The organism is Promicromonospora sp. CA-289599 (assembly GCF_050936155.1).
Taxonomy (GTDB): Bacteria; Actinomycetota; Actinomycetes; order Actinomycetales; family Cellulomonadaceae; genus Promicromonospora.
The window spans coordinates 2,003,229-2,027,336 of the sequence record NZ_JBNJNI010000001.1 but is presented as its reverse complement, the minus strand read 5'-3'; the positions used below and the strand labels follow the sequence as shown (position 1 = coordinate 2,027,336).

22 protein-coding genes and 1 riboswitch are annotated in these 24,108 nt (G+C 70.9%); of the genes, 10 read left to right on the top strand and 12 right to left on the bottom strand.

What is annotated here, in order from left to right; genetic code table 11:
- Positions 1 to 41 precede the first annotated feature (41 nt).
- From ACQEVI_RS08890 to ACQEVI_RS08875, 4 genes are all read left to right on the top strand, one after another.
- Positions 42 to 866, top strand: coding sequence for a CAP domain-containing protein (locus tag ACQEVI_RS08890; RefSeq protein WP_432897071.1), 825 nt, complete (start codon positions 42 to 44; stop codon positions 864 to 866).
- Positions 867 to 953: 87 nt separating this feature from the next.
- Positions 954 to 1,490 carry a CAP domain-containing protein gene (locus ACQEVI_RS08885; protein WP_432897068.1) on the top strand — a complete coding sequence of 179 codons (537 nt, stop codon included), beginning with the start codon at positions 954 to 956 and terminating at the stop codon, positions 1,488 to 1,490.
- A 52-nt stretch (positions 1,491 to 1,542) separates the two neighbouring features.
- Positions 1,543 to 3,600 carry an acyltransferase family protein gene (locus ACQEVI_RS08880; RefSeq protein ID WP_432897065.1) on the top strand — a complete coding sequence of 686 codons (2,058 nt, stop codon included), beginning with the start codon at positions 1,543 to 1,545 and terminating at the stop codon, positions 3,598 to 3,600.
- A gap of 32 nt (positions 3,601 to 3,632) precedes the next feature.
- Positions 3,633 to 5,096, top strand: coding sequence for an NCS2 family permease (locus ACQEVI_RS08875; protein ID WP_432897062.1), 1,464 nt, complete (start codon positions 3,633 to 3,635; stop codon positions 5,094 to 5,096).
- A 115-nt stretch (positions 5,097 to 5,211) separates the two neighbouring features.
- Here ACQEVI_RS08875 and ACQEVI_RS08870 read toward each other — a convergent pair whose 3' ends face one another.
- From ACQEVI_RS08870 to serC, 5 genes are all read right to left on the bottom strand, one after another.
- Positions 5,212 to 6,231 (bottom strand): hypothetical protein, encoded by a 1,020-nt coding sequence (locus tag ACQEVI_RS08870; protein WP_432897059.1) that lies wholly within the window; start codon positions 6,229 to 6,231, stop codon positions 5,212 to 5,214.
- Positions 6,232 to 6,380: 149 nt separating this feature from the next.
- Positions 6,381 to 7,685: an MFS transporter gene (locus ACQEVI_RS08865; protein ID WP_432897056.1), complete on the bottom strand. Its 1,305-nt coding sequence runs from the start codon at positions 7,683 to 7,685 to the stop codon at positions 6,381 to 6,383.
- Complete coding sequence (locus tag ACQEVI_RS08860; RefSeq protein WP_419705385.1) at positions 7,682 to 8,125, bottom strand: MarR family winged helix-turn-helix transcriptional regulator; 444 nt, start codon at positions 8,123 to 8,125, stop codon at positions 7,682 to 7,684. Before ACQEVI_RS08860 ends, ACQEVI_RS08865 begins: the two co-directional genes overlap by 4 nt.
- Positions 8,126 to 8,271: 146 nt before the next feature.
- Positions 8,272 to 9,123 carry an MHYT domain-containing protein gene (locus tag ACQEVI_RS08855; protein WP_432897052.1) on the bottom strand — a complete coding sequence of 284 codons (852 nt, stop codon included), beginning with the start codon at positions 9,121 to 9,123 and terminating at the stop codon, positions 8,272 to 8,274.
- A 118-nt stretch (positions 9,124 to 9,241) separates the two neighbouring features.
- On the bottom strand, positions 9,242 to 10,351 hold the full coding sequence (gene serC, locus ACQEVI_RS08850; RefSeq protein ID WP_432897049.1) for a phosphoserine transaminase: 1,110 nt from the start codon (positions 10,349 to 10,351) through the stop codon (positions 9,242 to 9,244).
- 84 nt (positions 10,352 to 10,435) lie between these two features.
- On the opposite strand from serC, the gene ACQEVI_RS08845 reads away from it, so the two are divergent.
- The 3 genes from ACQEVI_RS08845 to ACQEVI_RS08835 all read left to right on the top strand — a co-directional run bounded on the left by ACQEVI_RS08845 (position 10,436) and on the right by ACQEVI_RS08835 (position 13,457).
- Complete coding sequence (locus ACQEVI_RS08845; protein ID WP_432897046.1) at positions 10,436 to 11,152, top strand: iron dependent repressor, metal binding and dimerization domain protein; 717 nt, start codon at positions 10,436 to 10,438, stop codon at positions 11,150 to 11,152.
- A 178-nt stretch (positions 11,153 to 11,330) separates the two neighbouring features.
- Positions 11,331 to 11,518, top strand: a riboswitch (cyclic di-AMP (ydaO/yuaA leader).
- A 50-nt stretch (positions 11,519 to 11,568) separates the two neighbouring features.
- The gene (locus ACQEVI_RS08840) at positions 11,569 to 12,321 is read left to right on the top strand and encodes a C40 family peptidase (RefSeq protein WP_432897043.1); all 753 of its coding nucleotides are present in this window, start codon (positions 11,569 to 11,571) and stop codon (positions 12,319 to 12,321) included.
- A gap of 167 nt (positions 12,322 to 12,488) precedes the next feature.
- Complete coding sequence (locus tag ACQEVI_RS08835; protein ID WP_432897040.1) at positions 12,489 to 13,457, top strand: universal stress protein; 969 nt, start codon at positions 12,489 to 12,491, stop codon at positions 13,455 to 13,457.
- Between the two features lie 73 nt (positions 13,458 to 13,530).
- Here the strand turns inward: ACQEVI_RS08835 and ACQEVI_RS08830 are convergent, their stop codons facing one another.
- The 4 genes from ACQEVI_RS08830 to ACQEVI_RS08815 form a co-directional block, all read right to left on the bottom strand.
- Positions 13,531 to 14,778: an aminotransferase class I/II-fold pyridoxal phosphate-dependent enzyme gene (locus ACQEVI_RS08830; RefSeq protein WP_432905869.1), complete on the bottom strand. Its 1,248-nt coding sequence runs from the start codon at positions 14,776 to 14,778 to the stop codon at positions 13,531 to 13,533.
- 46 nt (positions 14,779 to 14,824) lie between these two features.
- Positions 14,825 to 16,375: an ornithine--oxo-acid transaminase gene (gene rocD, locus ACQEVI_RS08825; RefSeq protein ID WP_432897037.1), complete on the bottom strand. Its 1,551-nt coding sequence runs from the start codon at positions 16,373 to 16,375 to the stop codon at positions 14,825 to 14,827.
- A 68-nt stretch (positions 16,376 to 16,443) separates the two neighbouring features.
- Positions 16,444 to 17,226 carry a hypothetical protein gene (locus tag ACQEVI_RS08820; RefSeq protein ID WP_432897034.1) on the bottom strand — a complete coding sequence of 261 codons (783 nt, stop codon included), beginning with the start codon at positions 17,224 to 17,226 and terminating at the stop codon, positions 16,444 to 16,446.
- Between the two features lies 1 nt (position 17,227).
- Entirely contained in the window at positions 17,228 to 17,710 is a 483-nt protein-coding gene (locus tag ACQEVI_RS08815) for an OsmC family protein (protein ID WP_432897031.1), read from the bottom strand.
- 148 nt (positions 17,711 to 17,858) lie between these two features.
- Between ACQEVI_RS08815 and ACQEVI_RS08810 the strand changes: the two genes are divergently transcribed.
- The 3 genes from ACQEVI_RS08810 to ACQEVI_RS08800 are packed head-to-tail and all read left to right on the top strand — an operon-like array spanning position 17,859 to position 19,808.
- Positions 17,859 to 18,449: a hypothetical protein gene (locus ACQEVI_RS08810; RefSeq protein ID WP_432897028.1), complete on the top strand. Its 591-nt coding sequence runs from the start codon at positions 17,859 to 17,861 to the stop codon at positions 18,447 to 18,449.
- Positions 18,450 to 18,498: 49 nt separating this feature from the next.
- Positions 18,499 to 19,302: a thymidylate synthase gene (locus tag ACQEVI_RS08805; RefSeq protein WP_432897025.1), complete on the top strand. Its 804-nt coding sequence runs from the start codon at positions 18,499 to 18,501 to the stop codon at positions 19,300 to 19,302.
- The gene (locus ACQEVI_RS08800) at positions 19,302 to 19,808 is read left to right on the top strand and encodes a dihydrofolate reductase (RefSeq protein ID WP_432897022.1); all 507 of its coding nucleotides are present in this window, start codon (positions 19,302 to 19,304) and stop codon (positions 19,806 to 19,808) included. The genes ACQEVI_RS08805 and ACQEVI_RS08800 overlap by 1 nt, the downstream gene beginning before the upstream one ends.
- Before the next feature lie 4 nt (positions 19,809 to 19,812).
- Here ACQEVI_RS08800 and ACQEVI_RS08795 read toward each other — a convergent pair whose 3' ends face one another.
- From ACQEVI_RS08795 to xylA, 3 genes are all read right to left on the bottom strand, one after another.
- Complete coding sequence (locus tag ACQEVI_RS08795; RefSeq protein WP_432897019.1) at positions 19,813 to 21,201, bottom strand: serine hydrolase domain-containing protein; 1,389 nt, start codon at positions 21,199 to 21,201, stop codon at positions 19,813 to 19,815.
- Between the two features lie 31 nt (positions 21,202 to 21,232).
- A complete protein-coding gene (gene xylB / locus ACQEVI_RS08790) occupies positions 21,233 to 22,711 on the bottom strand; it encodes a xylulokinase (protein WP_432897016.1) in 1,479 nt (492 codons plus the stop codon).
- 185 nt (positions 22,712 to 22,896) lie between these two features.
- Positions 22,897 to 24,051, bottom strand: coding sequence for a xylose isomerase (xylA, locus tag ACQEVI_RS08785; protein WP_432897013.1), 1,155 nt, complete (start codon positions 24,049 to 24,051; stop codon positions 22,897 to 22,899).
- Positions 24,052 to 24,108 lie beyond the last annotated feature (57 nt).

Below are 24,108 nucleotides of genomic sequence, written 5' to 3'. Positions count from 1 at the left end.
GGCATTCCGTACCGTCGCGATCGCCGCTATTGTCCGAACTTGTGTCCCCAGCACGCCGTACGACGTCGTCCGTGTCCCGGCCAGGGCCTGCCCTGCGCGGGGCAGTCACCCGTGCGGTCCTCGGCGTGGTGGTGGCCGCCTGCCTGACGGCGTGCGCGGGGCTCGTCGACCCCGGCGCCGAGCCGATGCCCGCACCGGGCATCGCACCCGGGGTGGTCGCCGAGGCGGTGCCCGTCCGGCTGGCGCCTGCTCCTGGGCCCTCCTCGGTGGGCCCGATCAGAGGGAAGCACACCCAGGAGGCCGCGGCGGTGGACGTGCAGCCGGCGCCGAGCGGCTCGGCGTCGCGCGGCGCGGACCGTACGCCGGCTCCCGGGTCGGACGACGACGCAGGATCGGGTGGCACCGGAGGCGGCGGTTCCGGTGGGTCCGATGGCGGAACGGGCGGGACCGGCGGTGGCGGGGGCGCCGGCGGCGCCGAACCCGACCTGACCGACGCCGTGCAGTACGCGGCAGCCCTGGAGGACGCGGTCAACGGCCATCGCACCGCCAACGGCCTGGCCGCCCTGGCGCACGACACCTGTGCCTACGACGTCGCGCTCGAGCGGGCACAGGCGCTGATCGGCAAGGAGCTGGCGCACGCGCCGCTGGAGCCGATCTTCGAGACCTGCCCCACCTCTGCGGTCGCGGAGAACCTGGCCAAGGGTGGGTGGTCCCCACCCGAGGCGGCACAGGGCTGGATGGACTCCGAGGGGCACCGCGCCAACATCCTGAACGGCGACCTGACCAGGGGCGCCATCGCCTGCGTGCCCGACGGTGGGGACCCCGCCGCGCCCGTCATGATCTGCGCCCACGTGTTCCTGGGCTGACCCTTGAGGTGACGGCGGGACCTCGGCGGCTGAGCGGCGCGGAGCCTCCGCTTGTGTGCTCGGACCGCGCGGTGTCGAATCGACCCCGTGCTCCGCGCCCTGACCCGCCTCGCGATCCCGTTCCTGCTCGCCACCGCACTGCTGTCCGCCTGTACGACGGGTCCGTCCGGCGACCCCGGGGGTGCCGAGGCGACGCCCGGTCCCTCGCCGACCTGGACGCCGTCCGGCAGCGTGAACCTGGCCGACCCGGAGCAGTACGCGGCAGCCCTGGAGGAAGGCGTGAACGCGGCCCGTGCCCAGCGGGACGTACCGCCGGTGGAGCACGACGAGTGCCTCGCCGCCGTGGCCGTCGAGCGGGCCGCGGCGCTGATCGGTGCGCCGAAGCTGGTCCATGCTCCGTTGGAGCCCGTGCAGGAGAGCTGCCCCGGCGGTGCGTTCGCCGCCGAGAACCTCAGCCGCACCGACCAACCGCCGCAGGACGTCGTGCAGGCCTGGATCGACTCGCCGTCGCACCGGGAGAACCTCGTGGACCCCGAGCTGCTGCGCGGCGCGATCGGGTGCGTCACGGTCGGCGGCACGACCGCGATGCCCCTGCTGACGTGCTCTCACGTGTTCCTCGGTTGAACCGCCAGTTATGGTGAGCGGCGCACCCGTCCGGAACGACCGCAGGAGAAAAATGGCGCAGGCGACGACCACCGCCGTCGAGCGACCCGACGAACCGGCTCCCGCCGCCCCGGGTGCCGGCCACCCGTTCCGCACGGACATCAACGGGCTGCGGGCGATCGCCGTGCTCGCCGTCGTCGTCTTCCACGCGGGGATCGCGATCCCCGGCGGCTTCACGGGCGTCGACATCTTCTACGTGATCTCCGGCTACCTGATCAGCTCGCTGCTGCTGCGCGAGGTGGACCGGGCCGGGAGCGTCGACCTCGTCGAGTTCTGGACCCGCCGCATGCGACGCCTCGTGCCCGCGCTCGCGCTGGTCGTGGCCGTCACACTGCTCGCGAGCGTCCTGGTCCTGTCGCCGCTGGTCTGGGGGCGGCTCGCCGGGCACGCCGCGTCGGCGATGCTGTTCGTGTCCAACCTGGTCTTCCCCTACCAGGGGCAGAACTACTTCACCGACTCCGTGACCCCGAGCCCCTACCTGCACACCTGGTCGCTCGGCATCGAGGAGCAGTTCTACATCTTCTGGCCGCTGCTCATCCTGCTGGCGGTCGCCGTGGCCCGCCGCACCCGCGTGCCGGCCCGCCGCATGCTGCGGCTCCTGTTCGCCGGGACGTTCGTCGTATCGCTCGCCGCCTCCGTCTGGCTGACGACGACCGCCCCCGACTGGGCGTTCTACGTGCTGCCGACCCGGGCCTGGGAGTTCGCGGGCGCCGCACTCGTCGCGACCCTGCCCTGGGGTCGGGTCGCCGAGCTCTCCCGGCTGCGGCCGCGGCTGCTCCGGGCCCTGCTCGGCACCGCGGGGGTCCTGCTGCTGGCGCTCTCGTTCGCGTTCGTGCACGAGAGCGACCCGTTCCCCGGCACCATCGCCCTGCTGCCCGTGTGCGGTGCGCTGCTGGTGCTCGCCGCCGGCAGCATCCCAGCGGACGGGACCTGGGTGGACCGGGTGCTCGGCCTGCCGGTGCTGCAGCGGATAGGCGACGTCTCCTACTCCTGGTACCTCTGGCACTGGCCGTTCGTGGTGCTCACCACCGCGGCGGTGCAGGACGACGCGATCTGGATCAAGGTGCTCGCGACGCTCGCCGCGCTCGGCGCCGCCGTCGCCACCTACCGCTGGGTCGAGAACCCGATCCGCTTCAGCGGCGCCCTGAAGTCGTGGCGCCGTACCGCCGCGGTGACCCTTGCCATCGGCCTCGCGGTGGGCACCCTCACCGTCGGCACCCGGGCCGCTACCGGAGCCGTGCTGCAGCAGGAGCCGTACGCCACCGCCGTAGCGGTCGGCGCCGAACCCGAACCGTACGGGTGCACCGAGCGCATCGAGACGACGTCGGGCGTCGACGTCTGCGTGCTCGGCGATGTCGACGCGCGGACCACCGTGCTCCTGCTGGGCGACTCCCACGCCATGCAGTGGGTCTCCGCGTTCGACGCCGCGGCGACCGACGCCGGCCTGCGCCTCGTCGTCCGCTGGCGGCACGGCTGCCCCGCCGCCGAGGTCAACGTGTACCAGCCCGCCGAGCGCGGGCCGTGCGCCCCCTTCCAGGCCGAGTCCGTCGGCGTCGTCGAGGACCTGCAGCCCGACGCCGTCGTCGTCAGCCAGGCGCAGATCTACGCCGGCCGCATGGAGCACACCGACGGCACCGACATGACAGCCGACGAGGCGAACGCCACCTGGGCGGCCGCCAACGACAAGCTGTTCGCGGACCTCACGGCCGTCACGCCGAACGTGGTAGCCGTCAAGGACAACCCCCAGCTCGACGTCGACCCGCTCGACTGCCTCACCCGCCCGCTGCCCGGGCTCGGCGACTGCGACATGCCGCGCGCCGATGCCGAGAGCTCGAACGGCGACCTCCCCCGCATCAGCGCCGGGATCTGGAGGAAGTACGGTGTTCCCACCTGGGACGGCGTCTGGTCGGAGACGTGCGACGCGAACAGCTGCGGCGTCGGCGACATCGATCACCCCGTCTACCGGGACTATCACCATCTCAGCAACGACTACGTGCTGACCCAGGTGCGGTCGGTGGAGCGGATGCTCAAGGCCGCGGTCCGCGGCACGTCGTCGAGCACCATCGGGTAACAAAATCGGGTAACGAAGGGCAACATCGGACCATGGCTCACGACCAGGCCCAGGCGCGGGGCGCCGTCGACCGGTTCTTCAGGATCAGCGAACGCGGGTCCACGGTGTGGACGGAGGTGCGCGGCGGGCTCGTCACCTTCTTCACGATGAGCTACATCGTCGTGCTGAACCCGCTCATCCTCGGCAACGTGCCCGACGGGACCGGCCAGTTCCTCGGCGGTGGCACCTCGGGCGGCGACCTTGCCGCGATCGCCGCGGCGACCGCACTCGTCGCCGGCGTCATGTCCATCCTCATGGGCGTGGTCGCGAACTTCCCGCTGGCGCTCGCGGCGGGGCTCGGCCTGAACGCCGTCGTCGCCTTCTCCGTGGCGGCGCTGCCGGGCATGACCTGGGCCGACGCCATGGGCATCGTGGTGCTGGAGGGCCTCGTCATCCTGATCCTGGTGGTCACGGGCTTCCGGGAGGCCGTGTTCCGGGCCGTGCCGCGCGAGCTCAAGATCGCGATCAGCGTGGGCATCGGCCTGTTCATCACGTTCATCGGTGTGTACGACGCCGGCTTCGTGCGCAGCCCCGCCGCGCCGTCGACGCCCACGGAGCTCGGTATGGGCGGCTCGCTCGGCGCCTGGCCGCTGTTCGTGTTCGCGTTCGGAGTGCTGCTGGCCGCCGTCCTCATGGTGCGCAAGGTGCGCGGCGGCATCCTCATCGCGATCGTCGCCTCGACCGTGCTCGCCGTGGTCATCGAGGCCGTGGCGCAGATCGGCAAGCGCACCGCCGACAACCCGGGTGGCTGGTCGCTCAACGTCCCCGCACTGCCGGACTCGGTGGTGGCCCTGCCCGACTTCTCGCTCATCGGGCAGTTCTCGCTGTTCGGCTCGTTCGAGAAGATCGGCCCGATCGCCGTCGTCCTGCTGGTGTTCACTCTCCTCATCGCCGACTTCTTCGACACGATGGGCACCATGGTCGCCATCGGCGGCGAGGCCGGGCTGCTCGACGAGAAGGGCAACCCGCCGCGCACCACGCAGATCCTGATCGTCGACTCGATCGCGGCGTCGGCGGGCGGCATGGGTTCGGTGTCGTCCAACACGGCGTACGTGGAGTCGGCGTCCGGTGTGGGCGACGGCGCCCGCACCGGCCTCGCCGCCGTGACGACGGGTGTGGCGTTCCTGCTGACGACCTTCCTGGCGCCGCTCGTCACCGTGGTGCCGCACGAGGCCGCCACGCCGGCGCTGGTGATCGTCGGGTTCCTCATGGTCGTACAGGTGACGGGCATCGACTGGAAGAACCTCGAGGTAGCGATCCCCGCGTTCCTCACGATGGTGCTGATGCCGTTCGCGTACTCGATCACGGTGGGCATCGGGGCGGGCGTGATCTCGTACGTGCTGCTCAAACTCGCCGTCGGCAAGGTGCGCAAGGTGCACCCGCTGCTGTGGGTCGCGGCGGTGCTGTTCGTCGTCTACTTCCTGCTGGGCCCGATCCGCGCGGCGGTAGGCATCTGACGCTCGGGTGCGGGCGTGGGGGCGTCGAATGCACGCTTCTACCCAGTGATTGGGCCCGAACTCGGCGTGAGTTCGGGCCCAATCACTGGGTAGGCGCGAACTCGCGGTACGCGGGTCACCGGGTAGGGGCCGGGGGGCCCAGCTCGATGTGGGATCCTGCGTCCGGGTAGCGGCCAGGGGTCCAGCCGTGGGCCGTCAGGACCTTGGCGATCTGTGCGCCGACGCCACCCGGCTTGTCGTTGTCGGTCGGCTTGAAGCGCAGCATGATCACCTGCCCGGACGCCAGCAGGCGGTTCTGCCGAGGGGCGTCACGGACCAGCGCCTGCGGCGTGCTGTGTGGCCCGACGCCGTCGATCTCGACCACGAGCCAGCGCCCGTCGGGCAGCCGCCAGATGAAGTCGACGCGTGCCACGACCTCGCCGTCGATCACGATCAGGGCCTGGATGTCGTCCGGCGGCACCCCGTTGTCGTGACACGACAGCCGGACGAAGGACTCGGCGGGCGATTCCGAGCGCGTGACGACGAGGCCGAACAGCTTGTGGAGCAGAGCGGCACCGTGCCGACGTCGGGCCAGGTCGTGGAGGGCCGCGAGCTCGACCGGGCCGAACCGGTGACGTCGTGCGAGGTCGTCGAGCACGGCGAGGACGTTCTGGCGCGGAAGCTTGACTATCGCCTGCGCGGCCGCGTGGTCGATACGCGCGACCTGGCGGCCAGCTATCGACACCGTGGGAAAAGGTGGGTAGTCGACGACGGCGACGCCGTGCCGGCGGAGCCGCGGCGAACGGTCCTCGCGCGCCACCTCCAGGGGGAACCCGCGGGGCAGCCCGGACACACCGTGGAGCACGAGGGCGCAGGCTCCCGTAGCTATGGTGTCCGGACCGTGCACCAGCAGGGCGAACCAGGTGCGCCACTTCGCGGCGTGATCGAACAGGTCGCCCCTGACCCGGTGCTCGAGCGGTACGGGGTCGGTGTCGTAGACGGTTCGCGCGGGACTGGTCCAGCGAAGGTGCCGGACCAGGCGGCGTCGCGTCTCGCGGCCGATGCCGAGCTCCTCGCACTGGAGCGTGGACAGGAGTCCGGCCTGCCGCCGGAGCAGCGGCTCCGCCGTCCGGGGGATCTCGAAGGTCTTTGGCACAGGACCCACTTCAGCAGCGCTGGACCGGCCGCGCCGCGCAGCCACGGCCTGCCTGTGCACAACCGTCGGCCGACGCCCCCTGTGGTCGACCTCGGTGCGCTGCCCGGGGTCATCGAATCACTGGGTACCCGCCCGGGCGACGGCCGGAGTCAGGCCGCCAGGGCCTGGCGGGTCGGCTCCGGCTCTACGTCCGGGTAGGTCACCTGGAGGTATGGGCGCGGGACGCGGTGCTTGCGGGAGAGCCGGGCGCGCACGCGCACGTGCCACGTCCGGTACGCCCACACGGTCGCGGCCAGGGCCACCAGCAGGGTCGCAACGGCGCCGATGAGCACGGCGTACCGCGGCCCGAACGTCTCGCCGACCCAGCCCACCACCGGGGAACCGAGGGGTGTGGTGCCGAGCACGACCAGCACGTAGATCGACATGACCCGCCCGCGCAGCTCCGGGGCCACGGAGAGCTGGATCGCGGCGTTCGCCGAGGTCAGCATCGTCAGGGACGCGAAGCCGACCGGGATGCACATCAGCAGGTAGCCGAGGTAGGTCGGCATGAACGCCTGGATCCCCATGGCTGTCGCGAACGCGAACGCGGCGCCCAGCACGAGCCGCACACGCGGCCGTTCCCGCCGGGCGGCCAGGAGCGCCCCCGCGAGCGAGCCGATCGCGAGGACCGAGCCGAGGATGCCGTACTCGCTCGCGCCCCGGCCGAACTCGACGCGCGCCATCATGGCCGACGTCAGCTGGAAGTTCAGGCCGAACGTCGAGACCACACCCATGACGACCATGATCACGACGATGTCGCTCCGGCCGCGGATGTAGGCGAGACCCTCGCGGATCTGGCCCTTGGCGCGCGACGCGACCGGCAGGGCGTGCAGGTCGCGCATCCGGGTCAGCGAGATGATCACGGCACCGAACGCGATGCCGTTGATGATGAACACCCATCCCGTGCCGACGGCGGCGATGAGCAGACCCGCCACGCCCGGCCCGATGAGGCGCGCGGCGTTGAAGTTCGTCGAGTTGAGGCCGACGGCGTTCGCCAGCCGCTTGGTCGGCACGAGCTGGGCGACGAAGGTCTGCCGTACGGGTCCGTCGATCGCGCTCACGACGCCCAGCAGGGTCGCGAACACGTAGACGTGCCACAGCTCGGCCGCGCCGGACAGCACCAGCGCACCGAGCCCGAGGCCCAGTACGCCCATGCCCCCCTGCGTGAGCATCAGGAGCTTGCGGCGGTCGACGCGGTCGGCGAGCAGGCCGGCCCACGCGGACAGGAAGATATGGGGGATGAACTGCAGTGCGGTGACGATGCCGACGGCGACACCGGAGTTGTTGGTGAGGACGGTCAGTACTACCCAGTCCTGCGCCACGCGCTGCATCCAGGTGCCGATGTTGGCGACGAGAGCGCTGGCGAACCAAAGGCGATAGTTGCGGTACTTCAGGCTGGCGAAAGTTGCGCTCATCGAGCGGCGATCCGGATCAGGAGCTCGCTGGCTCCTGCAAGGATCTCTCTCTCCTCTCCGGTCAGGGTGGACAGCTGTTTGGTGAGCCAGGCGTCACGGCGACGCCGGGTCTCGGCGACCTCGCGCGAGCCCGCGGCGGTGAGCCGGACGACCACCTGCCGGCGGTCCGTCGCATGCTCCACCTTCTCGACGAGACCGAGCTCCGCGAGGGTGTTCACGGCTCGGGTCATCGACGGCGGCCGGACACGCTCGTGCTCGGCGAGGGAACCAGGGGACATCTCGCCGTGCTTGTGCAGCACCGTGAGGATGCCGAACTGGCCCTCGGGGAGGTCGGCCTCACCGCGCTCCGCACGCAGGCGGCGGGAGACGCGGGTCAGGGCGACGCGGAGGTCGCCCCCGACTGTGGCCGGGCTTCGGCTGGATCTGCGGGAGCTCGACACCGCACCAGTCTAGATCATTAGCCTTGCTAACGGTACGTGGGTGTGGTCACAGCGCGACAGGTCCGCGAAGTAGAGCGCCTGTCCGAGTCTCCCGGCGACAACCGGGGAGACTCGGACAGGCGCTCTACCTCGCGGACCTGCCGGGGTCAGAGCGCGCGGTGCGTCTGCGCGAACTGGGCGGGACCCGGCTGCACGTCCTGCTGGACGGTCGCGAACCGCTGGCCCTGCTCGCTGTGCGCCTTGAGCCGGCTCTCGAACTCGGCCTGGGTGCGCAGCTCGTCCTCGGTGGGCCAGAGACCGATGCCGAGGATGAGCAGGAACGTCACGACGCTCACCGCCATGACGAGCGGCACGAGCAGCTGCATCGTCGAGGCGCCGGCGGGGACGTTGTTGATCGGGTTGATCACGGAGACCCCGGCCATCCCGGTGTAGTGCATGCCGGTCACGGCAAGCCCCATCACCAGCGTGGCCACGATCGTGGCGAGCGTGCCGCGGATGTGCACCGTGCACCACAGCGCCGCTGTGGCCGCGACGACGGCGATGACGATCGAGGCGGTGACATAGACGGGGTTGTAGACGACCTCCGCCGACATCTCCATCGCCTCCATGCCCATGTAGTGCATGGCTGCGACGCCGGCGCCCGCGAGGGCACCGCCGACGAGCATCGCCGGCAGCTTGCGCTTGCCCAGCTCCGTGATGAAGAGGCCCGCACCCACGACGACGATGGCGATCGCCGCACTCAGGAGGGTCTCAGGAATGTTGTATCTGATGGTCACGCCGGATGCGGAAAAACCCAGCATGGCGACGAAGTGCATCACCCAGATGCCGGTACCGCCCAGGGCGATGGCGCCGAACACGAGCCACGTCGCGCGCGTGCCGCCCGATGCTGCTCGGGCGCGAGACGTGCACGCAAGGCCCGTCGCCGCGCCGGTACACGAGATCGCGTACGCCAGCAGTGGCGTCACGATCCCGAAGGTGAAGTGGTCGATCACAGGCATGGTGTTGAACAGCCCCTCGAATGGTTCCCTAGGATGCCGAAACGTTACAGAGTCCCCACGGCTCGGACAATAGGCCGAACTCCCCGTCCAAGGGATATTGCGGACGTGATCGCGCTGGTCAGGCCGTTTCGACGACGTAGTCGACGCAGGCGGTGAGCGCCGCGACGTCGTCCGGGTCCACCGCGGGAAACATGCCGACCCGGAGCTGGTTGCGTCCCAGCTTGCGGTACGCGAACACGTCCTGCACGCCGTTGGCGGCCAGCTCGGAGATCACCCGTCCCGCGTCGATCTCCTCGGCGAGATCGATGGTGCCGACCACCGCGGACCGCTCCTCGGGGCGCGCGACGAACGGCGTCGCCCACTCCCGGGACTCGGCCCAGGAGTAGAGGATCTCGGCAGAGGCCGCGCAGCGCTTCGCGGACCACTCGAGCCCGCCCTGGTCGATCAGCCATTCGACCTGGTCGGCCAGGAGCAGCAGCGTCGCGACGGCGGGCGTGTTGAGCGTCTGGTCCTGGCGCGAGTTCTCGATCGCGGTCGTGAGCGACAGGAACTCCGGCACCCAGCGGCCCGAGCCCTCGACGCGTGCGGCCCGCTCGACGGCGGCGGGGGACAGGACGGCGAGCCACAGGCCGCCGTCCGCGGCGAAGGCCTTCTGCGGCGCGAAGTAGTAGGCGTCGGTCTGGCTCAGGTCGACGGGCAGTGCCCCGGCCCCGGACGTCGCGTCGGTGAGCACGACGGCGCCGTCCGGCCCCGACGGTCGCAGCACCGGCGCCATCGCGCCCGTGGAGGTCTCGTTGTGCGGGGTGGCATAGGTGTCGACGTCGGCGGCGGGCTCGAGGTAGGCGACGGCGCCGGGCTCCGCCGAGATCACCTGCGAGGCCTCGAGGAACGGCGCGCGCTCCGTCGCGGCGGCGAACTTGCCGCCGAACTCGCCGAACGCCGCGTGCTGCACCTTGCGCTCGACGAGGCACAGCGTGGCGACGTCCCAGAACGCGGTGGCGCCGCCGTTGCCGAGCACCACCTCGTATCCGTCGGGCGCGCCGAGCAGCTCCGTGACACCCTCACGGATACGGTGCACCAGGTTCTTCACGGGTGCCCGCCGGTGTGACGTGCCGAGAACGTGAGCGTTCGCCACGAGATGATCCACCTGTCCCGGGCGCACCTTGGAGGGGCCGGAGCCGAATCGGCCGTCGGCGGGCAGCAGGTGTGGCGGGATTGTCAGTGGCACAGAACTAGACTAGAACCTGGGCCGACGCCCGGGCCGCACGTGTCCAGGGCGGACTGGGCGGCTGTGCGCATGACGGGAGCTGACGTGACGGATCTGATCGACACCACCGAGATGTATCTCAAGACGATCTACGAGCTCGACGAGGAGGGCATCACGCCCCTGCGCGCGCGCATCGCGGAACGGCTGGGGCACTCCGGTCCGACGGTGTCGCAGACCGTCGCACGGATGGAGCGCGACGGCCTCGTGATCGTGACGGGCGACCGGCACCTCGAGCTCACCGAGCTGGGCCACGACAAGGCGATGCGCGTGATGCGCAAGCACCGCCTCGCGGAGCGGCTGCTGACCGACGTCATCAAGCTCGACTGGGAGCACGTGCACGTCGAGGCGTGCCGCTGGGAGCACGTGATGAGCGACCTGGTCGAGAAGCGCCTCGTGGGGCTCCTCGACCACCCGCACCACGACCCGTACGGGAACCCGATCCCCGGCCTCTTCGAGCTCGGCGAGGAGTACACCGACGTGCCGTTCCTGACCGGCGTCATCTCGCTGCCCTCCGCGTTCGAGGCGGCGGCGAAGAAGGGCATCAAGGGCGAGCCGCTCGCGGCGTCGCTCACCCGTATCGCCGAGCCGCTGCAGACGGACATCGAGCTGCTCGCTCGCCTGTCCGAGGCCGGCCTGGTGCCCGGCTCCCGCATCACGGCGGAGCACAGCGGCGGCACGTACACGGTGTCCGTCGACGGTGCGGATACGGCGCTCGAGCTGGGCGAGGACGTGGCCCGCCACCTCTTCGTCGCGACGGCCTGAACCGGTCCCTCACAGGCCCTCGGACGTCCGGTTCACCGCCCAGTTCGTCGTCCGATTTGTCGGAAAGGTAGCACCCCTCCCGCGACACGGTCTGGCACTCGTTGCCGGAACGTGACATCGAGGGTGAGGTCCGGTACGTTCGGACCGCTCCCACGGAGTTATTCGTGGGGGTCCTCGGACGGACGCCGAACTCTGTCACCGGCCGGGGCCCCAAGACGACCGCATGACAGAGGCGGGGGACCCACCAACGGGCGCCAGGGCGCGTCCTCGGGGTGAAGCCGGGTATTCCTTCGGGATTGCTCGGCCGGGTGATTTCTCCCACCCGAACCCGACAGCTGACCTCGAAGGCGTTCAAGGAGAGGTACTACGTGACTGCACGTACGACTCGCGCTCGCCATCGGGCTGCGCGACGACCAGTGACTCCGTTCACCGAACTTGCTCAGAACGCCGCAGTAGGCCGCCGCACCGCGGTCGCAGCCGCTGGTGGCGCACTCCTCGTCTCGACCTTCGGTGGCGCTCTTGTCGCCCAGGCCGCTCCGGTGGAGACCGGCCACGCGAAGATGAACTCGGTCGACCTCAACGCGCTGGCGACGCAGGCCCGTGAGGCGCTGTCCAACGCACCCGTCGTGTCGGTCGCACCCGACGCAGAGCTCAACGTCGAGAAGTCCGCGGTCTCCGTGGTCTCCGCCGCCGAGAACGAGGACTACCAGGCGGAGCTCGCCGAGGCAGAGGCCGAGGAGGCGGCCGAGGCTGCCGCCGCCGAGGCTGCTGAGGCCGCCGAGGCAGCCGCCAGCACCGTTTCCACCGCCAGCTCCGTCGACGTTCCCGCGTCGGCGATCGGCAACTCCGTGATCTCGATCGCGAGCCGCTACATCGGCGTGCCGTACGTCTCCGGTGGCTCCTCCCCGAGCGGCATGGACTGCTCCGGCTTCACCAAGTACGTCTTCGCGCAGCTCGGCATCAACCTGCCGCACTCGTCGTCGGCGCAGGCCGGCTACGGCACCCAGGTGCCGGCGTCCGAGGCTCAGCCGGGCGACCTGATGTGGACCCCCGGGCACGTCTCGATCTACGCCGGTGGCAACACCATGATCGACGCGTCCAAGCCGGGCACCGTCGTCGACTTCCGCACCATCTGGCAGTCGAACCCCACGTTCATCCGCCTGGGCTGATCCCAGCCGCGTAGTACCGCACAGCACAGCACAGCGCCTGCCCGGTGACCGGGTGGGCGCTCTGCTTTGCCATCGTTCTGCAGTCTTTTTGCCGCTGGTTACCCATAACGCGCGCCCCGCCGGTAGCGTTGGAGTGCAATGGTGCTTGGGCGAAGAGAGGTCTTGCGATGACGCGATCCGAGGTCGTACTGGTCGGGGTGGACGGATCTGCCGCGAGCCTGCACGCGCTGGACTGGGCCACCGCTTACGCGCACCGCGTGGGCTGGGCGCTGCACATCGTCTGCAGCTATTCGCTGCCGTCCTTCACGGCCGCGTCGCTCGACGGCGGATACGCCGCCCTCGACGACACGACCATCCAGGAGGGCGCCAAATCGGTGCTCGCCGAGGCGGAGGCACGGGTGGCCGACGCCGGCGTGCGCGCCACGACCGAGGTCGCGACCGGCGACGCGGCGGGCGTGCTCGTGGAGCTGTCCGGCGACTACGGACTGGCCGTCGTCGGAACGCGGGGCCGGGGCGGGTTCACGGAGCGGCTGCTGGGCACGGTGTCGTCCGCGCTGCCCGCGCACGCGCGGTGCCCCGTCGTCGTGGTCCCGCTGCGTGCCGAGGTGAACAGGGGCGTCTCCTGGAACGTGCCGGGCACCGGGTCTGGCACTGACGCCGAGACGAGCACGACGGCGTCAGGGGCGGGCGAGATCCGGGAGGTGCGCCGCATCGTCGTCGGCGTGGACGGGTCGCCGCAGGCCGAGCGGGCGCTGCAGCACGCGATCCTGCAGGCGAACGCGTGGGGCGCGGAGCTGACCGCCGTCACCGGCGTGCCCGTGGGGAACAGCGGGATGCTGGCGTGGCTGCCGTCCAACATCGACCGTGAGCAGGTGCTCGCCGACATCGGAGCCGGCATGGACGTCCTGGTCGACAAGTACGAGGCGCAGAACCCCGGCCTGCGGATCCGGCGGATCGTGCTGGACGGCACCGGCGCGGAGCTGCTGACGGAGTTCTCGACGGCGTCGGACCTGGTCGTTCTGGGTTCGCGTGGCCGGGGCGGGTTCCGCGGGCTGCTGCTGGGCTCCACGAGCCAGGCGGTGCTGCACCACGCGGCGTGCCCGGTGCTCGTGGTCAACAAGCACTGCACGGACTGAACCCAGGCCCGCGAAGTAGAGCGCTTGTCCCGCTTCCGCACGGCTCGAGCCGCGTGGAAGCGGGACAAGCGCTCTACTTCGCGGACGTGGCCTCGGCGGCGGCCAGGAGGACGCAGGTCGCCACGCCGTCCATCGCCGTACGCACCTCGTCCAGCGGGGGCATCGACGGCGCGAGGCGCACGTTCTTGTTCTCCGGGTCCTTGCCGTACGGGTGGGTGGCGCCCGCCGGCGTCAGCGCGATCCCCGCCTCCTTGGCCAGCTGCACCACGCGGGACGCGGTACCCGGAGCGACGTCGAGCGACACGAAGTAGCCGCCCTTGGGCTCCGTCCACGACGCGATGCCGTACCCGCCCAGCCGCTCGTTCAGGATCTGCGCCACTGCCTCGAACTTGGGCGCCAGGATCTCGCGGTGCTTGCGCATGTGCTCGCGCACACCGTCGGCCGAGCCGAAGAACAGCGCGTGCCGCAGGTGGTTGATCTTGTCCGGGCCGATGGAGGCCGCCGACAGGTGCTTCTTGTACCAGGCGATGTTGGCCGGCGAGCTGGCGAGGAAGGAGACACCCGAGCCGGCGAACGTGACCTTGGACGTCGAGGCGAACATGATCACGCGGTCCGGGTGGCCGGCCTCCGCGGCCAGCGCGATGGCGTTCGGGCTGGTCACCTCGTCGTCGGTCAGGTGGTGCACCGCGTACGCGTTGTCCCACAGGATGCGGAAGTCCGGCGCGGCGGCGGGCATCGAGACCAGCGCACGGGCGACGTCCTCGGTGATGACGGCGCCGTCCGGGTTCGAGTAGGTGGGGACCACCCACATGCCCTTGATGGTCGGGTCCGCGGCGATGAGCGCGGCCACGGCCTCGGCGTCCGGGCCGTCCGGCGTCATCGGCACGGGGATCATCTCGATGCCGAGGGCCTCGCAGATCGTGAAGTGGCGGTCGTAGCCCGGCACCGAGCAGATCCAGCGCACCTTCTCCTCGCGCGCCCACGGCTTCGGGGACTCGGGGAACCCGAACAGCTCGGCGTACGCGACGACGTCGTGCATGGTCGTGAGCGAGGCGTTACCGCCGGCGAGAAGCTGCTCGACCGGCACGTCCAGCAGCTCGGCGAAGATGCGCCGGATCGGGAGCCCGCCGTCGAGCCCGCCGTAGTTGCGGGCATCGGTGCCCGTGTCGTCGGCGTGCACGCCGACGCCGGGCAGGGCCAGCATCGGCTCGGCGAGGTCGAGCTGCTCGGCCGACGGCTTGCCACGCGTGAGATCCAGCTTCAGGCCCTTGGCCTGAAGTTCGGCGTAGGCCTGCTGAAGCTCGGGGAGCGCCGGGAGCATGACGGTGGGGGACGACGTCGTAGTGGTCACCTCCCGGAGCCTACGCTCAGCCGGCGGTCGGTGACAGTTCGGAGCGTTCCTCCCTGCCTTCCGGGCCGGTCTTGTCCTCGACGACGTCGGCCGGCTCGTCGGCCGCCTCGGTCTCCGCCGCAGCAGCTTCCGCGTCAGCGGTGTCCGGGACGGGTTCGGCGACGGCGTCGGCACCGGCTGCCTCGCCCGGTTCTTCGCCCAGGTCCTCGCCCGGCTTCTCGTCGGAGGTGTCGTCCGTCGCGTCGTCCGCTGCGGTGTCCGTCGCCTCGTCCACTGCCTCGTCCGTCGCCGTGCCCGCGGCCTCTCCGGTCGCCGCGTTCGCCATCTCGTTGGCGGCGGCCGCGGAGTGCTCGCCGCGGAGCGCGACCAGGGACTCCTCCAGGATGTCCAGTGCCATCTCCAGCTCGGGCTGGACTATCGACAGCGGCGGTGACAGGCGGACCGTCTCGGTACGCGCGTCCTTGGCGAGGACGCCGCGTTCCAGCAGCGCCTCACAGAGCTCGCGACCGGTACCCAGCGCGGGGTCCAGGTCGATGCCCGCCCACAGCCCGATGGTGCGGGCCTCGGCCAGCAGACCTCGTTCGACGAGTGCCTCGAGTCGTTCCGTGAGCACCTTGCCCGATGCCACCGCACGGGCCTGGTACTGACCCGTCGAGAGCAGATCGAGCGCCGCGATACCGACGGCGCACGCGAGCGGGTTGCCGCCGAACGTCGATCCGTGCGTGCCAGGGGTCAGGACGCCGAGGATCTCCGGCTTGCCGACCACTGCCGAGACCGGGATGATCCCGCCGCCCAGCGCCTTGCCCAGGCAGACCAGGTCGGGCTGTACGTCCCAGAGCTCACAGGCCAGGGTGGTCCCGGTGCGGCCGAGTCCCGACTGGACCTCGTCGGCCACCAGGGCGATGTCCTGCTTGGCGGTGAGCTCCCGCAGGCCGGGCCAGAAGTCGTCCGGCGGCACCACGACACCGGCCTCGCCCTGCACCGGCTCCATCAGCACGGCCACCGTGGTGTCGTCGACGGCGGCGGCCACAGCGTCCAGGTCGCCGAACGGAACCCGCCGGAACCCCGGCGCGAAGGGGCCGAACCCGTCGCGTGCGGTCGTGCTGTCGGAGAGGCCGACGAGCGTGGTGGTGCGGCCGTGGAAGTTGCCGGACGCGACGACTACCGTCGCCTCGTCCTCCGGCACGCCGCGCACGTCATGACCCCACTTGCGGACCGCCTTGACCGCGGTCTCGACGGCTTCCGCGCCGGTGTTCATCGGCACCACGAGGCTGTCCTCGCCGCCGGTCGTCAGTACCCCCACCACCTCGACGAGCCGCTGGGCGAACTCCTCCAGCCGGTCGTGGTCGAACGCACGGGACGTGAGCGTGACCTGGCGCAGCTGCGTCATCGCCGCAGCCACGAGTCCTTGGTGCAGGTGCCCGAAGTTCAGGGCCGAGTACCCCGACAAGAAGTCGAGGAACTCGTTGCCGTCCGTGTCCCATACGTGCGTACCGTGCGCCCGCGCGACAGTGATCGGCAGTGGGTCGTACGTCGGGGCGAGTGCGCCGTGGGTCGTGTCCGCCATGACCCGCAGCCTAGAGCGGGTGATGACATCCCGCCGAGCAGATGCGTATATAGGGTGCCCCGCCGTGGCTACTTCTGCTCGATGACCCGGGGGAAGCGCTCCGGAGGAGCGCCGAACGCGAGGCGGGACTGGGCGATCACCGTATGGCCGAGGGCACGTGCGCCGACCCAGCCGACGATCGCACCCACGCCGAACGGCAGGATGCGCCCCAGCAGCAGGCTGCCCTGCTTGGCGATCTGCTTCTGGATGAACCGGTGCGTGAGCGCCTTGTTCACCTTGTGCAGCGTGGTGCGCGGCATGCTCGTGAGCAGCACCTTGCCCCAGGCGACGCCCGAACCGCCGATGGCGTTCTCGACGTCCTGTGCGCCCTGGTCACCGAGCACCGTGGCCAGGAGCAGAGCCCGGCGGCGCGGGACGTCCTGGACCTCGATGCCATGCACGTCCGCCACCGCGAGGGAGAACGCGGCCGACGAGGCGAAGAACGTCGCGACGTCGCTCGTGGACAGCGCCACGCTCGCCGCGGTACCCACGGCCGGGATCGCCGCGGCTGCGCCGACCGCGGTGCCCGTCGTCTGGATCACCCGTAGGTACTCCTTCTCCAGGAGCTTGATGATCTCTGCCGGGCTGGCGTCGGGGTTGCGTGCCCGCACCTTGTCCACATGCTTGTGGATGCTCGCGGACGGGATGGTCACCGCCTTGTCGACCAGGTGGTCGAGCGGGCTGTCGGGCTTGTAGTGGACCCAGTCCGCGGGTGTGACCTCGACGGAGTTGTCCGGCTTCAGTACCGCGTCGCCGGGCGTCGACCGGTTGTCGGACTCCGGTGCCGTCAGCTTCTGCTTGTCGTCGACCATGTCAGTCCTCCGTCGGCTGCTCGAACTGCGCGTTCGGGATCTGGGCGCCCGCCTTGAGCGTGCGGCCCACCGTGCATGCCTTGTCGATCGACCGCTGCGCGATGGTGAGGAGCTTCGCGCGGTCCTCGTCGTCGAGCATGGACAGGTCGATCTCGAACTTCTCCGTGAGCACCGGGTACCGGTCCTCCGCCATGTCCTTCGGGTCCTCGACCCGGATGGTGGTCTTGTAGTCGTCGCCGAGCCGGCGCGCGAACGCCCTGTCGCTGCTCATCCCGGCGCACGCCGCGAGGGCGACCTTCATCAGCTCACCCGGCGTGAACACGGCGCCCGCCTCGGCCGGGCCGACCTCGACGCGCGCACCGCGGGCCGAGAAGCCCGTGTAGGTGCGGATGCCGTTGCGCTCCACCCAGAGCGGGTCCGTGGGCGAGGGGGTCACGGCGTCTGCGGCGCTCGTGGCGCTCGAGGTGGTGATCTGCTCCGTCATGAGGATCATCCTTCCACTGGTCACCGACACGGTCACGGAGTGAGGCCCTGCGCGTCCCGCTCGGTCGGACTAGTGCACAACGCGAACGGGGCCCGCGACGTTCCCGTTCACCGCGCAGAGTGCATCCGACGCTGCGACGATCGTGCTCATGGCGCAGAACCCGAGCGACAGCCCCGAGGCGACCGGCCCGACGTCGACCGGCCCCGCAGCAGCGCAGCCGACGCCGGCCTCGGCGCGGTGGCGCCCCGACTGGCGCGACCTCCTGAAGCGGCTCATCGGCGTCGTCGCCGTGATCGTGGCCGTATGGCTGATCTACCTGTTCCTCGACGCGTTCCTGCCGCGATGGTGGGCCCAGGTGATCGGCAACGCGGTGGACGGGTCGTTCACCGCGGGTGCCTGGTGGGGGCTCCTGACCGGCGCCGTGTTCACGCTGGCGCCGGTGCTGCTCCTGGCGCAGGCGGTCCTCACCAGGAAGTCCTGGCAGGTGCGCAGCGGGTACCTCATGCTCGCGGTCCTGCTCGCGGTGCCGAACCTCCTCACGCTGGGCATCGTCCTCGGCACCTCGGCCGCGGCGCACGCCGGCGAGCGCATCCTCGACGTCGACGGGCCGGCCTTCCGTGGCGGGACCGCATGGGGCGCGGTCATCGGTGGCCTCGTCGCGCTGACGATGGTGACGATGAGCGTGCTGTACCGGCGCCGCGGCACCCAGCTCAAGCAGCTGCGGGCGAAGCAGAACTGACGGCGGTGCGTGTCGCGGGCGTCCGGAGCGCTCGACGTAGGCTTGCCGTATGACCGCGATCGACACCCCGTACGAGGACCTGCTGCGCGACGTGCTCGAGAACGGGACCCACAAGGGCGACCGGACCGGCACGGGGACGCGCAGCGTGTTCGGGCGGCAGATCCGGTACGACCTGGCCAAGGGCTTCCCGTTGATCACCACCAAGAAGGTGCACCTGAAGTCGGTCGTGTACGAGCTGCTGTGGTTCCTCCGCGGCGACTCCAACGTGCGCTGGTTGCAGGAGCGCGGGGTCAAGATCTGGGACGACTGGGCCGACGAGTCGGGCGAGCTGGGCCCCGTCTACGGTGTCCAGTGGCGCTCCTGGCCCACGCCCGACGGCGGGCAGGTGGACCAGATCGCGAAGGTGGTCGAGCAGATCCGCACCAACCCGGACTCGCGGCGGCACGTCGTGACGGCGTGGAACCCCGCCGAGGTGGACGACATGGCACTGCCACCGTGTCACGCCCTGTTCCAGTTCTACGTCGCGGACGGCAAGCTCAGCTGCCAGCTGTACCAGCGCTCGGCGGACCTCTTCCTCGGCGTGCCGTTCAACATCGCCTCGTACGCGCTGCTCACGCAGATGGTCGCAGCGCAGGCCGGCCTCGAGGTCGGCGAGTTCGTGTGGACCGGCGGCGACTGCCACATCTACGACAACCACGTGGAGCAGGTGCGCACCCAGCTCGAACGGGACCCGTACCCGTACCCGTCGTTGCGGCTGGCACCGCGGGAGTCGATCTTCGACTACGAGTTCGAGGACATCGAGGTGCTCGGCTACGTCTCGCATCCCACCATCAAGGCACCGATCGCAGTCTGATGATCGGACTCATCTGGGGACAGGCACGCGACGGCGGCGGGCGACCGGTGATCGGCGCCGGCGGCGACATCCCGTGGCGCGTGCCCGAGGACTTCGCCCACTTCAAGCGCATCACCGCGGGTCATCCGGTAGTGATGGGGCGGCTCACGTGGGAGTCGCTGCCGAAGCGTCCGCTGCCCGGCCGCACCAACGTCGTCGTCTCGTCGCGTGGCCCGGACAGCGTGGCGGACGCGGAGGCAGTGCCGGCCGCGACCATCGGCGAGGCGCTCGAGATCGCGGCGAACGCGCCCGGCGGGGACGAGATCTGGATCATGGGCGGCGCACAGGTCTACAGCGAGGTGCTGCCTGTCGCCGACGTGCTGGAGGTGTCCGAGATCAACAAGGAGGTCGAGGGCGACGTGTTCGCCCCCGAGATCGGCCCCGAGTGGGCGGTCACCGCGTCGACGGAGTGGACGACGTCGGCGTCCGGCCTCCGCTTCCGGCACCTGACCTACACCCGCACCTGACGGATCAGGGCGCCACGCGGTAGGCCGCGTGGAAGTTCCAGGCGTGGTCGGCGGTCTCACCGAACACCTGGGACTGCACGGTCAGCGTGCCGTCCGGTGCCCAGGCGAGGTGGGTGCGCCAGGTCGTCAGGTTGTCGCCGAGCAGCGAGCAGCGCACGTCCAAGGTGTCGGGGCTGGTCCAGCCGGCGGTGACGACGGCGGGCTGGTCGTCGACGACGGTCCGTACCGGGCGGTCGAACCGCAGCTCGACGTCCCAGCCTGCCGCGGTGCGACCATCGGGACCGGCCGGGTCGACGGCGCTGGTCAGCCGGCCGCCGTCGTCGTCCAGCGAGAGCACGAGCTCGGCGGGGCCGGGGCCGTCGACGACGTTCGTGTAGCGCCCGGCGACGGGCCGTGCGTGCGCGGCGACATGACGAGGCGCGGGCCAGGCCAGCTCGACGGCGGTGTCGTGCGCGCCGCCCAGGGCACGGCCACCGTCGAGCGCCTCGACCAGCGGATCGATCAGCAGGTCGAGCACGTCGTCGATGAACCGGTCGCCGCTCGGGCAGGCCTGGAAGTCCGCGGTGATCACCACCGCGAGTCCTCGGGCGGGGTTGCCGTAGACGAGCTGGCCGCCGAGCCCGAACATGAGCCACCATCCGGGACGGGGGAGCCAGAGCTGGTAGCCGTAGCCGCCACGCAGCGCGGCGGCGGAGTTCTGCAGGGCGGTGTCCGCCTGCGGGCTCGTGGCGGCGCGGAGGTAGTCGGTGGGCAGGAGCCGGACGCCGTCGTGCACGCCTTCGTCGAGCAGGAGGTGCGCCAGGCGCAACAGGTCGCGCGCCGTGCAGACCAGCCCCGAGCCGCCGTGCGCGATACCCTCCGGTCCGGTGAGGAACCGCAGGTCAGGGCTGATGCCCAGCGGGTCGAACAGGCGCGGCCGCAGATAGTCCGGGAGGGACGTGCCGGACAGTCGCTCCACGAGCGCGGCCAGCGTGTACGAGGCGCTGGTGTCGTAGGTGAAGACCGTGCCCGGCGGGTGCGTCGGCGGCACGCGGAAGTACGACTCCAGCCAGTCACCGTCCGTCCGCTTGTACGTCGTGGACGAGTGCGGCCCACGCATGGCGAGCATGTGCCGGAGCGTCGTGGCCCCGAGCCACGGATGCACCGGGCCCATCTCAGGGAAGTGCTCAGTGACGGGGTCGTCGAGGCTCAGCAGCTTCTCGTCCGCGAGCAGCCCGATCGCCAGGCCCGTGACCGTCTTGGACACCGAGTACATCCGCTGGGGCGTGTCCAGGCCGGCCGGCTCGCTGACGGCGTGCGCGACGGACTCGCCGCGGACGCTCACCTGGACGGTGTGCAGGGCGATGTCGAGCGCGGCGGACCGGTGAGCGAGCGTGCCGATCAGGCCTTCCACGGACTCTCTGTCGAGATGGACGGGCACAGGGTCAGGTCAGGTCGCGGACCGCGGCGTACTGATCGCGGATCGCGGGCCTCGGGTCGGCGTCGAGCGTCGTGGCGATGGTCGTGGACCACTCGGGCGCGGCGGCGTCCGGGTCGTTCGCGGTGGCCAGGACCCAGGCGGCCTGACGTGCGGCGCCGTCGGCCACGTACTCGCCGGGCTCGGGGATGCCGATCGGCAGGCCGAAGACCTGCGGGGCGATCCGCTGCACGGCCGGCGACTGCGCCGCACCGCCGATCAGCATCACGCGGTCCACCGAGACGCCCTGCGCGCGCAGCGCGTCGAGGCCGTCCGCGAGCCCGCACAGCATGCCCTCGATGTAGGCCCGGGCGAGGTGCGCGCGGGTCGACGTCGCGAGGCGGATGCCGTGCAGCGTGCCCGTCGCGTCGGGCCGGTTGGGCGTGCGCTCGCCTTCCAGGTACGGCACGAGCACCAGGCCGTCCGAACCGGGCGGGGCCTGCAGCGCTAGCTCGGCGAGGCCGTCGAAGTCGACGTCGAGCACCTCGCGGGCGGCGTCCAGGACGCGCGCCGCGTTCAGGGTGACGGCGAGCATGAGGGCGTTGCCGGTCGCGTCGGCGAAGCCGTTGATCGCGCCCGACCCGTCGGCGGTGCGCGTCGGCGCGACGGCGGAGACCACGCCTGAGGTGCCGATCGAGATGGCGATGTCGCCCGGCGTCATGCCGAGCCCGATGGACGCGCCCGCGTTGTCGCCGGCGCCGGGCCCGACCAGGGCCCCGCCCTCGACGTCCGAGCCCGCGACGGACGGGTGCGCGACGGCGCCCGCCTCGGCCACGCCGACCACGCGCGGCAGCACGACGTCGGTCCGCCCGAGAGCGCGTTCCAGCAGGTCAGGCCGGTACTGGACGGTGGAGGCGTCGTAGTACCCGGTGCCCGACGCGTCCGACCGGTCGGTGAACAGCGTGTCCAGCCGCGGGCCCAGCGGGGCCGTGGGGTCGCCGGCGGGCCCGTAGCCCGCGATGCGCCAGGACAGCCAGTCGTGGGGGAGCGCCACCGCGGCGACGCGCGCCGCGTTCTCCGGCTCGTTGTCGTGCAGCCAGCGCAGCTTGGTGACGGTGAGGGAGGCGACGAGCACCGAGCCGACGGCGTCGGCCCACGCCTGGGCGCCCGCCTCGCGGTCGCCCTCGCCCAGCTCGGTGATCAGGGCCTCGGCCGACGGCGCGGAACGGTTGTCGTTCCACAGCAGCGCGGGCCGGATGACGTTGCCGTCGGCGTCGAGCACGACCATGCCGTGCTGCTGGCCGCCCACGGAGAGCGCTGCGACGTCGGCCAGACCGCCTGCCGCGGCGGCCGCCTCCTGGAAGGCGTCCCACCAGTGTCGCGGGTCCACCTCCGTGCCGTCCGGGTGCTTGGCGGAACCGGTGCGGACCAGCGTTCCGGTCTCGGCGTCGCGCACGACGATCTTGCAGGACTGCGTGGACGTGTCCACGCCGGCGACGAGGGGCATCGATGCTCCAGGGGAGGGTGGGGTGAGGAGGCGACTGAAACGCTACCGCGTCGAAATTCGCTGGCTGAACGTCGCCGGTGGCAATTGTCAGAACCTCGCGCACGTGTCAGACGTACAGGTCACCCGAGTGACCTGTACGTCTGACACATGTGCGACCTTCTGACACATCGGGAAGGCGCTGAGCGTCAGCCGATCAGGTGCTTCAGGGCGAGCTGGTGGAGGCGGACCAGGCCGTAGTCCTTTTCCGCCAGGGCGTCTACGTCCGGGTCGGCCTCGGCGAGGAACGAGTCGAACGTCTCGCCCTCGGCGAGGGTCGACTGGCCCAGCTCGAAGATCCCGGCGTGCTCGAACGCGGCCTGCACCTCGGAGTCGGCACGGTATGCGGCGGCCTTGGCCGCGAGCATGTCGTAGGTCTCCATGTTCGCCTTGGCCGACTCCCACACACCGTCGAGGTACTCGGTGCGCGACGGCTTGTAGTCGAAGTGACGCGGGCCCTCGTAGCGCGGGCCGCCGTTGGGGAACCCGTTCTCCAGCAGGTCGACCGTGAAGAACGCGGACAGCAGGTCGCCGTGACCGAACACGAGGTCCTGGTCGTAGCGCGGCCCGTGCTGGCCGTTCAGGTCGATGTGGAACAGCTTGCCCAGGTGCAGCGCCAGGGCGATGCCGTGCGTGTAGTTGAGGCCCGCCATCTGCTCGTGGCCGGTCTCCGGGTTGAGGCCCACGATGTCGCCGTTGTCGAGCGAGTCGATCAGCGCGATGGCGTGACCGATCGTCGGCAGGAAGATGTCGCCGCGGGGCTCGTTGGGCTTGGGCTCCAGGGCGATCTTGAGCCCGTAGCCCTTCTCCTTGATGTAGGAGGCGACGGTGTCGATGCCCTCGGCGTAGCGCGCGTGCGCGGCGTTGAGGTCCTTCGAGTTGTCGTACTCGGTGCCCTCGCGGCCACCCCACATGACGAACGTGGACGCGCCCATGTCGGCGGCCAGGTCGACGTTGCGCAGCACCTTGCGCAGGCCGAAGCGGCGCACGTCGCGGTTGTTGGAGGTGAACGCGCCGTCCTTGAAGACGGGGTGCGTGAACGTGTTGGTCGTGACCATCTCGCAGACCATGCCCGTGTCCGAGGCGGCCTGCTTGACGGAGTCGATGTGCTTCTGGCGGGCGGCGTCGTCCGAACCGAAGGGGTAGACGTCGTTGTCGTGGAACGTGAAGCCCCAGGCGCCGAGGTCCGCGAGCTTGCGGACGGACTCGGCGGGGTCGAGCTCGGGCCGGGTGGCGGTGCCGAACGGGTCGGCGGCGGGCCAGCCGACGGTCCACAGGCCGAACGAGTACTTGATGTCGCTCACGGAGGTCTCCTCATCGAGGCGGCCCCGGTATGCGGCGCCGCATTTGTTGTACGGATG

Bases quoted from the DNA above. Each gene is read 5' to 3' on its own strand.
- ACQEVI_RS08855 (WP_432897052.1), bottom strand. From the start codon at position 9,123: ATGCCTGTGATCGACCACTTCACCTTCGGGATCGTGACGCCACTGCTG.
- ACQEVI_RS08865 (WP_432897056.1), bottom strand. From the start codon at position 7,685: ATGAGCGCAACTTTCGCCAGCCTGAAGTACCGCAACTATCGCCTTTGG.
- ACQEVI_RS08805 (WP_432897025.1), top strand. From the start codon at position 18,499: ATGACCGCGATCGACACCCCGTACGAGGACCTGCTGCGCGACGTGCTC.
- ACQEVI_RS08820 (WP_432897034.1), bottom strand. From the start codon at position 17,226: ATGGTCGACGACAAGCAGAAGCTGACGGCACCGGAGTCCGACAACCGG.
- ACQEVI_RS08810 (WP_432897028.1), top strand. From the start codon at position 17,859: ATGGCGCAGAACCCGAGCGACAGCCCCGAGGCGACCGGCCCGACGTCG.
- ACQEVI_RS08835 (WP_432897040.1), top strand. From the start codon at position 12,489: ATGACGCGATCCGAGGTCGTACTGGTCGGGGTGGACGGATCTGCCGCG.
- ACQEVI_RS08830 (WP_432905869.1), bottom strand. From the start codon at position 14,778: ATGCTCCCGGCGCTCCCCGAGCTTCAGCAGGCCTACGCCGAACTTCAG.
- xylB (WP_432897016.1), bottom strand. From the start codon at position 22,711: ATGCCCCTCGTCGCCGGCGTGGACACGTCCACGCAGTCCTGCAAGATC.
- ACQEVI_RS08800 (WP_432897022.1), top strand. From the start codon at position 19,302: ATGATCGGACTCATCTGGGGACAGGCACGCGACGGCGGCGGGCGACCG.
- ACQEVI_RS08815 (WP_432897031.1), bottom strand. From the start codon at position 17,710: ATGACGGAGCAGATCACCACCTCGAGCGCCACGAGCGCCGCAGACGCC.
- rocD (WP_432897037.1), bottom strand. From the start codon at position 16,375: ATGGCGGACACGACCCACGGCGCACTCGCCCCGACGTACGACCCACTG.
- ACQEVI_RS08875 (WP_432897062.1), top strand. From the start codon at position 3,633: ATGGCTCACGACCAGGCCCAGGCGCGGGGCGCCGTCGACCGGTTCTTC.
- ACQEVI_RS08880 (WP_432897065.1), top strand. From the start codon at position 1,543: ATGGCGCAGGCGACGACCACCGCCGTCGAGCGACCCGACGAACCGGCT.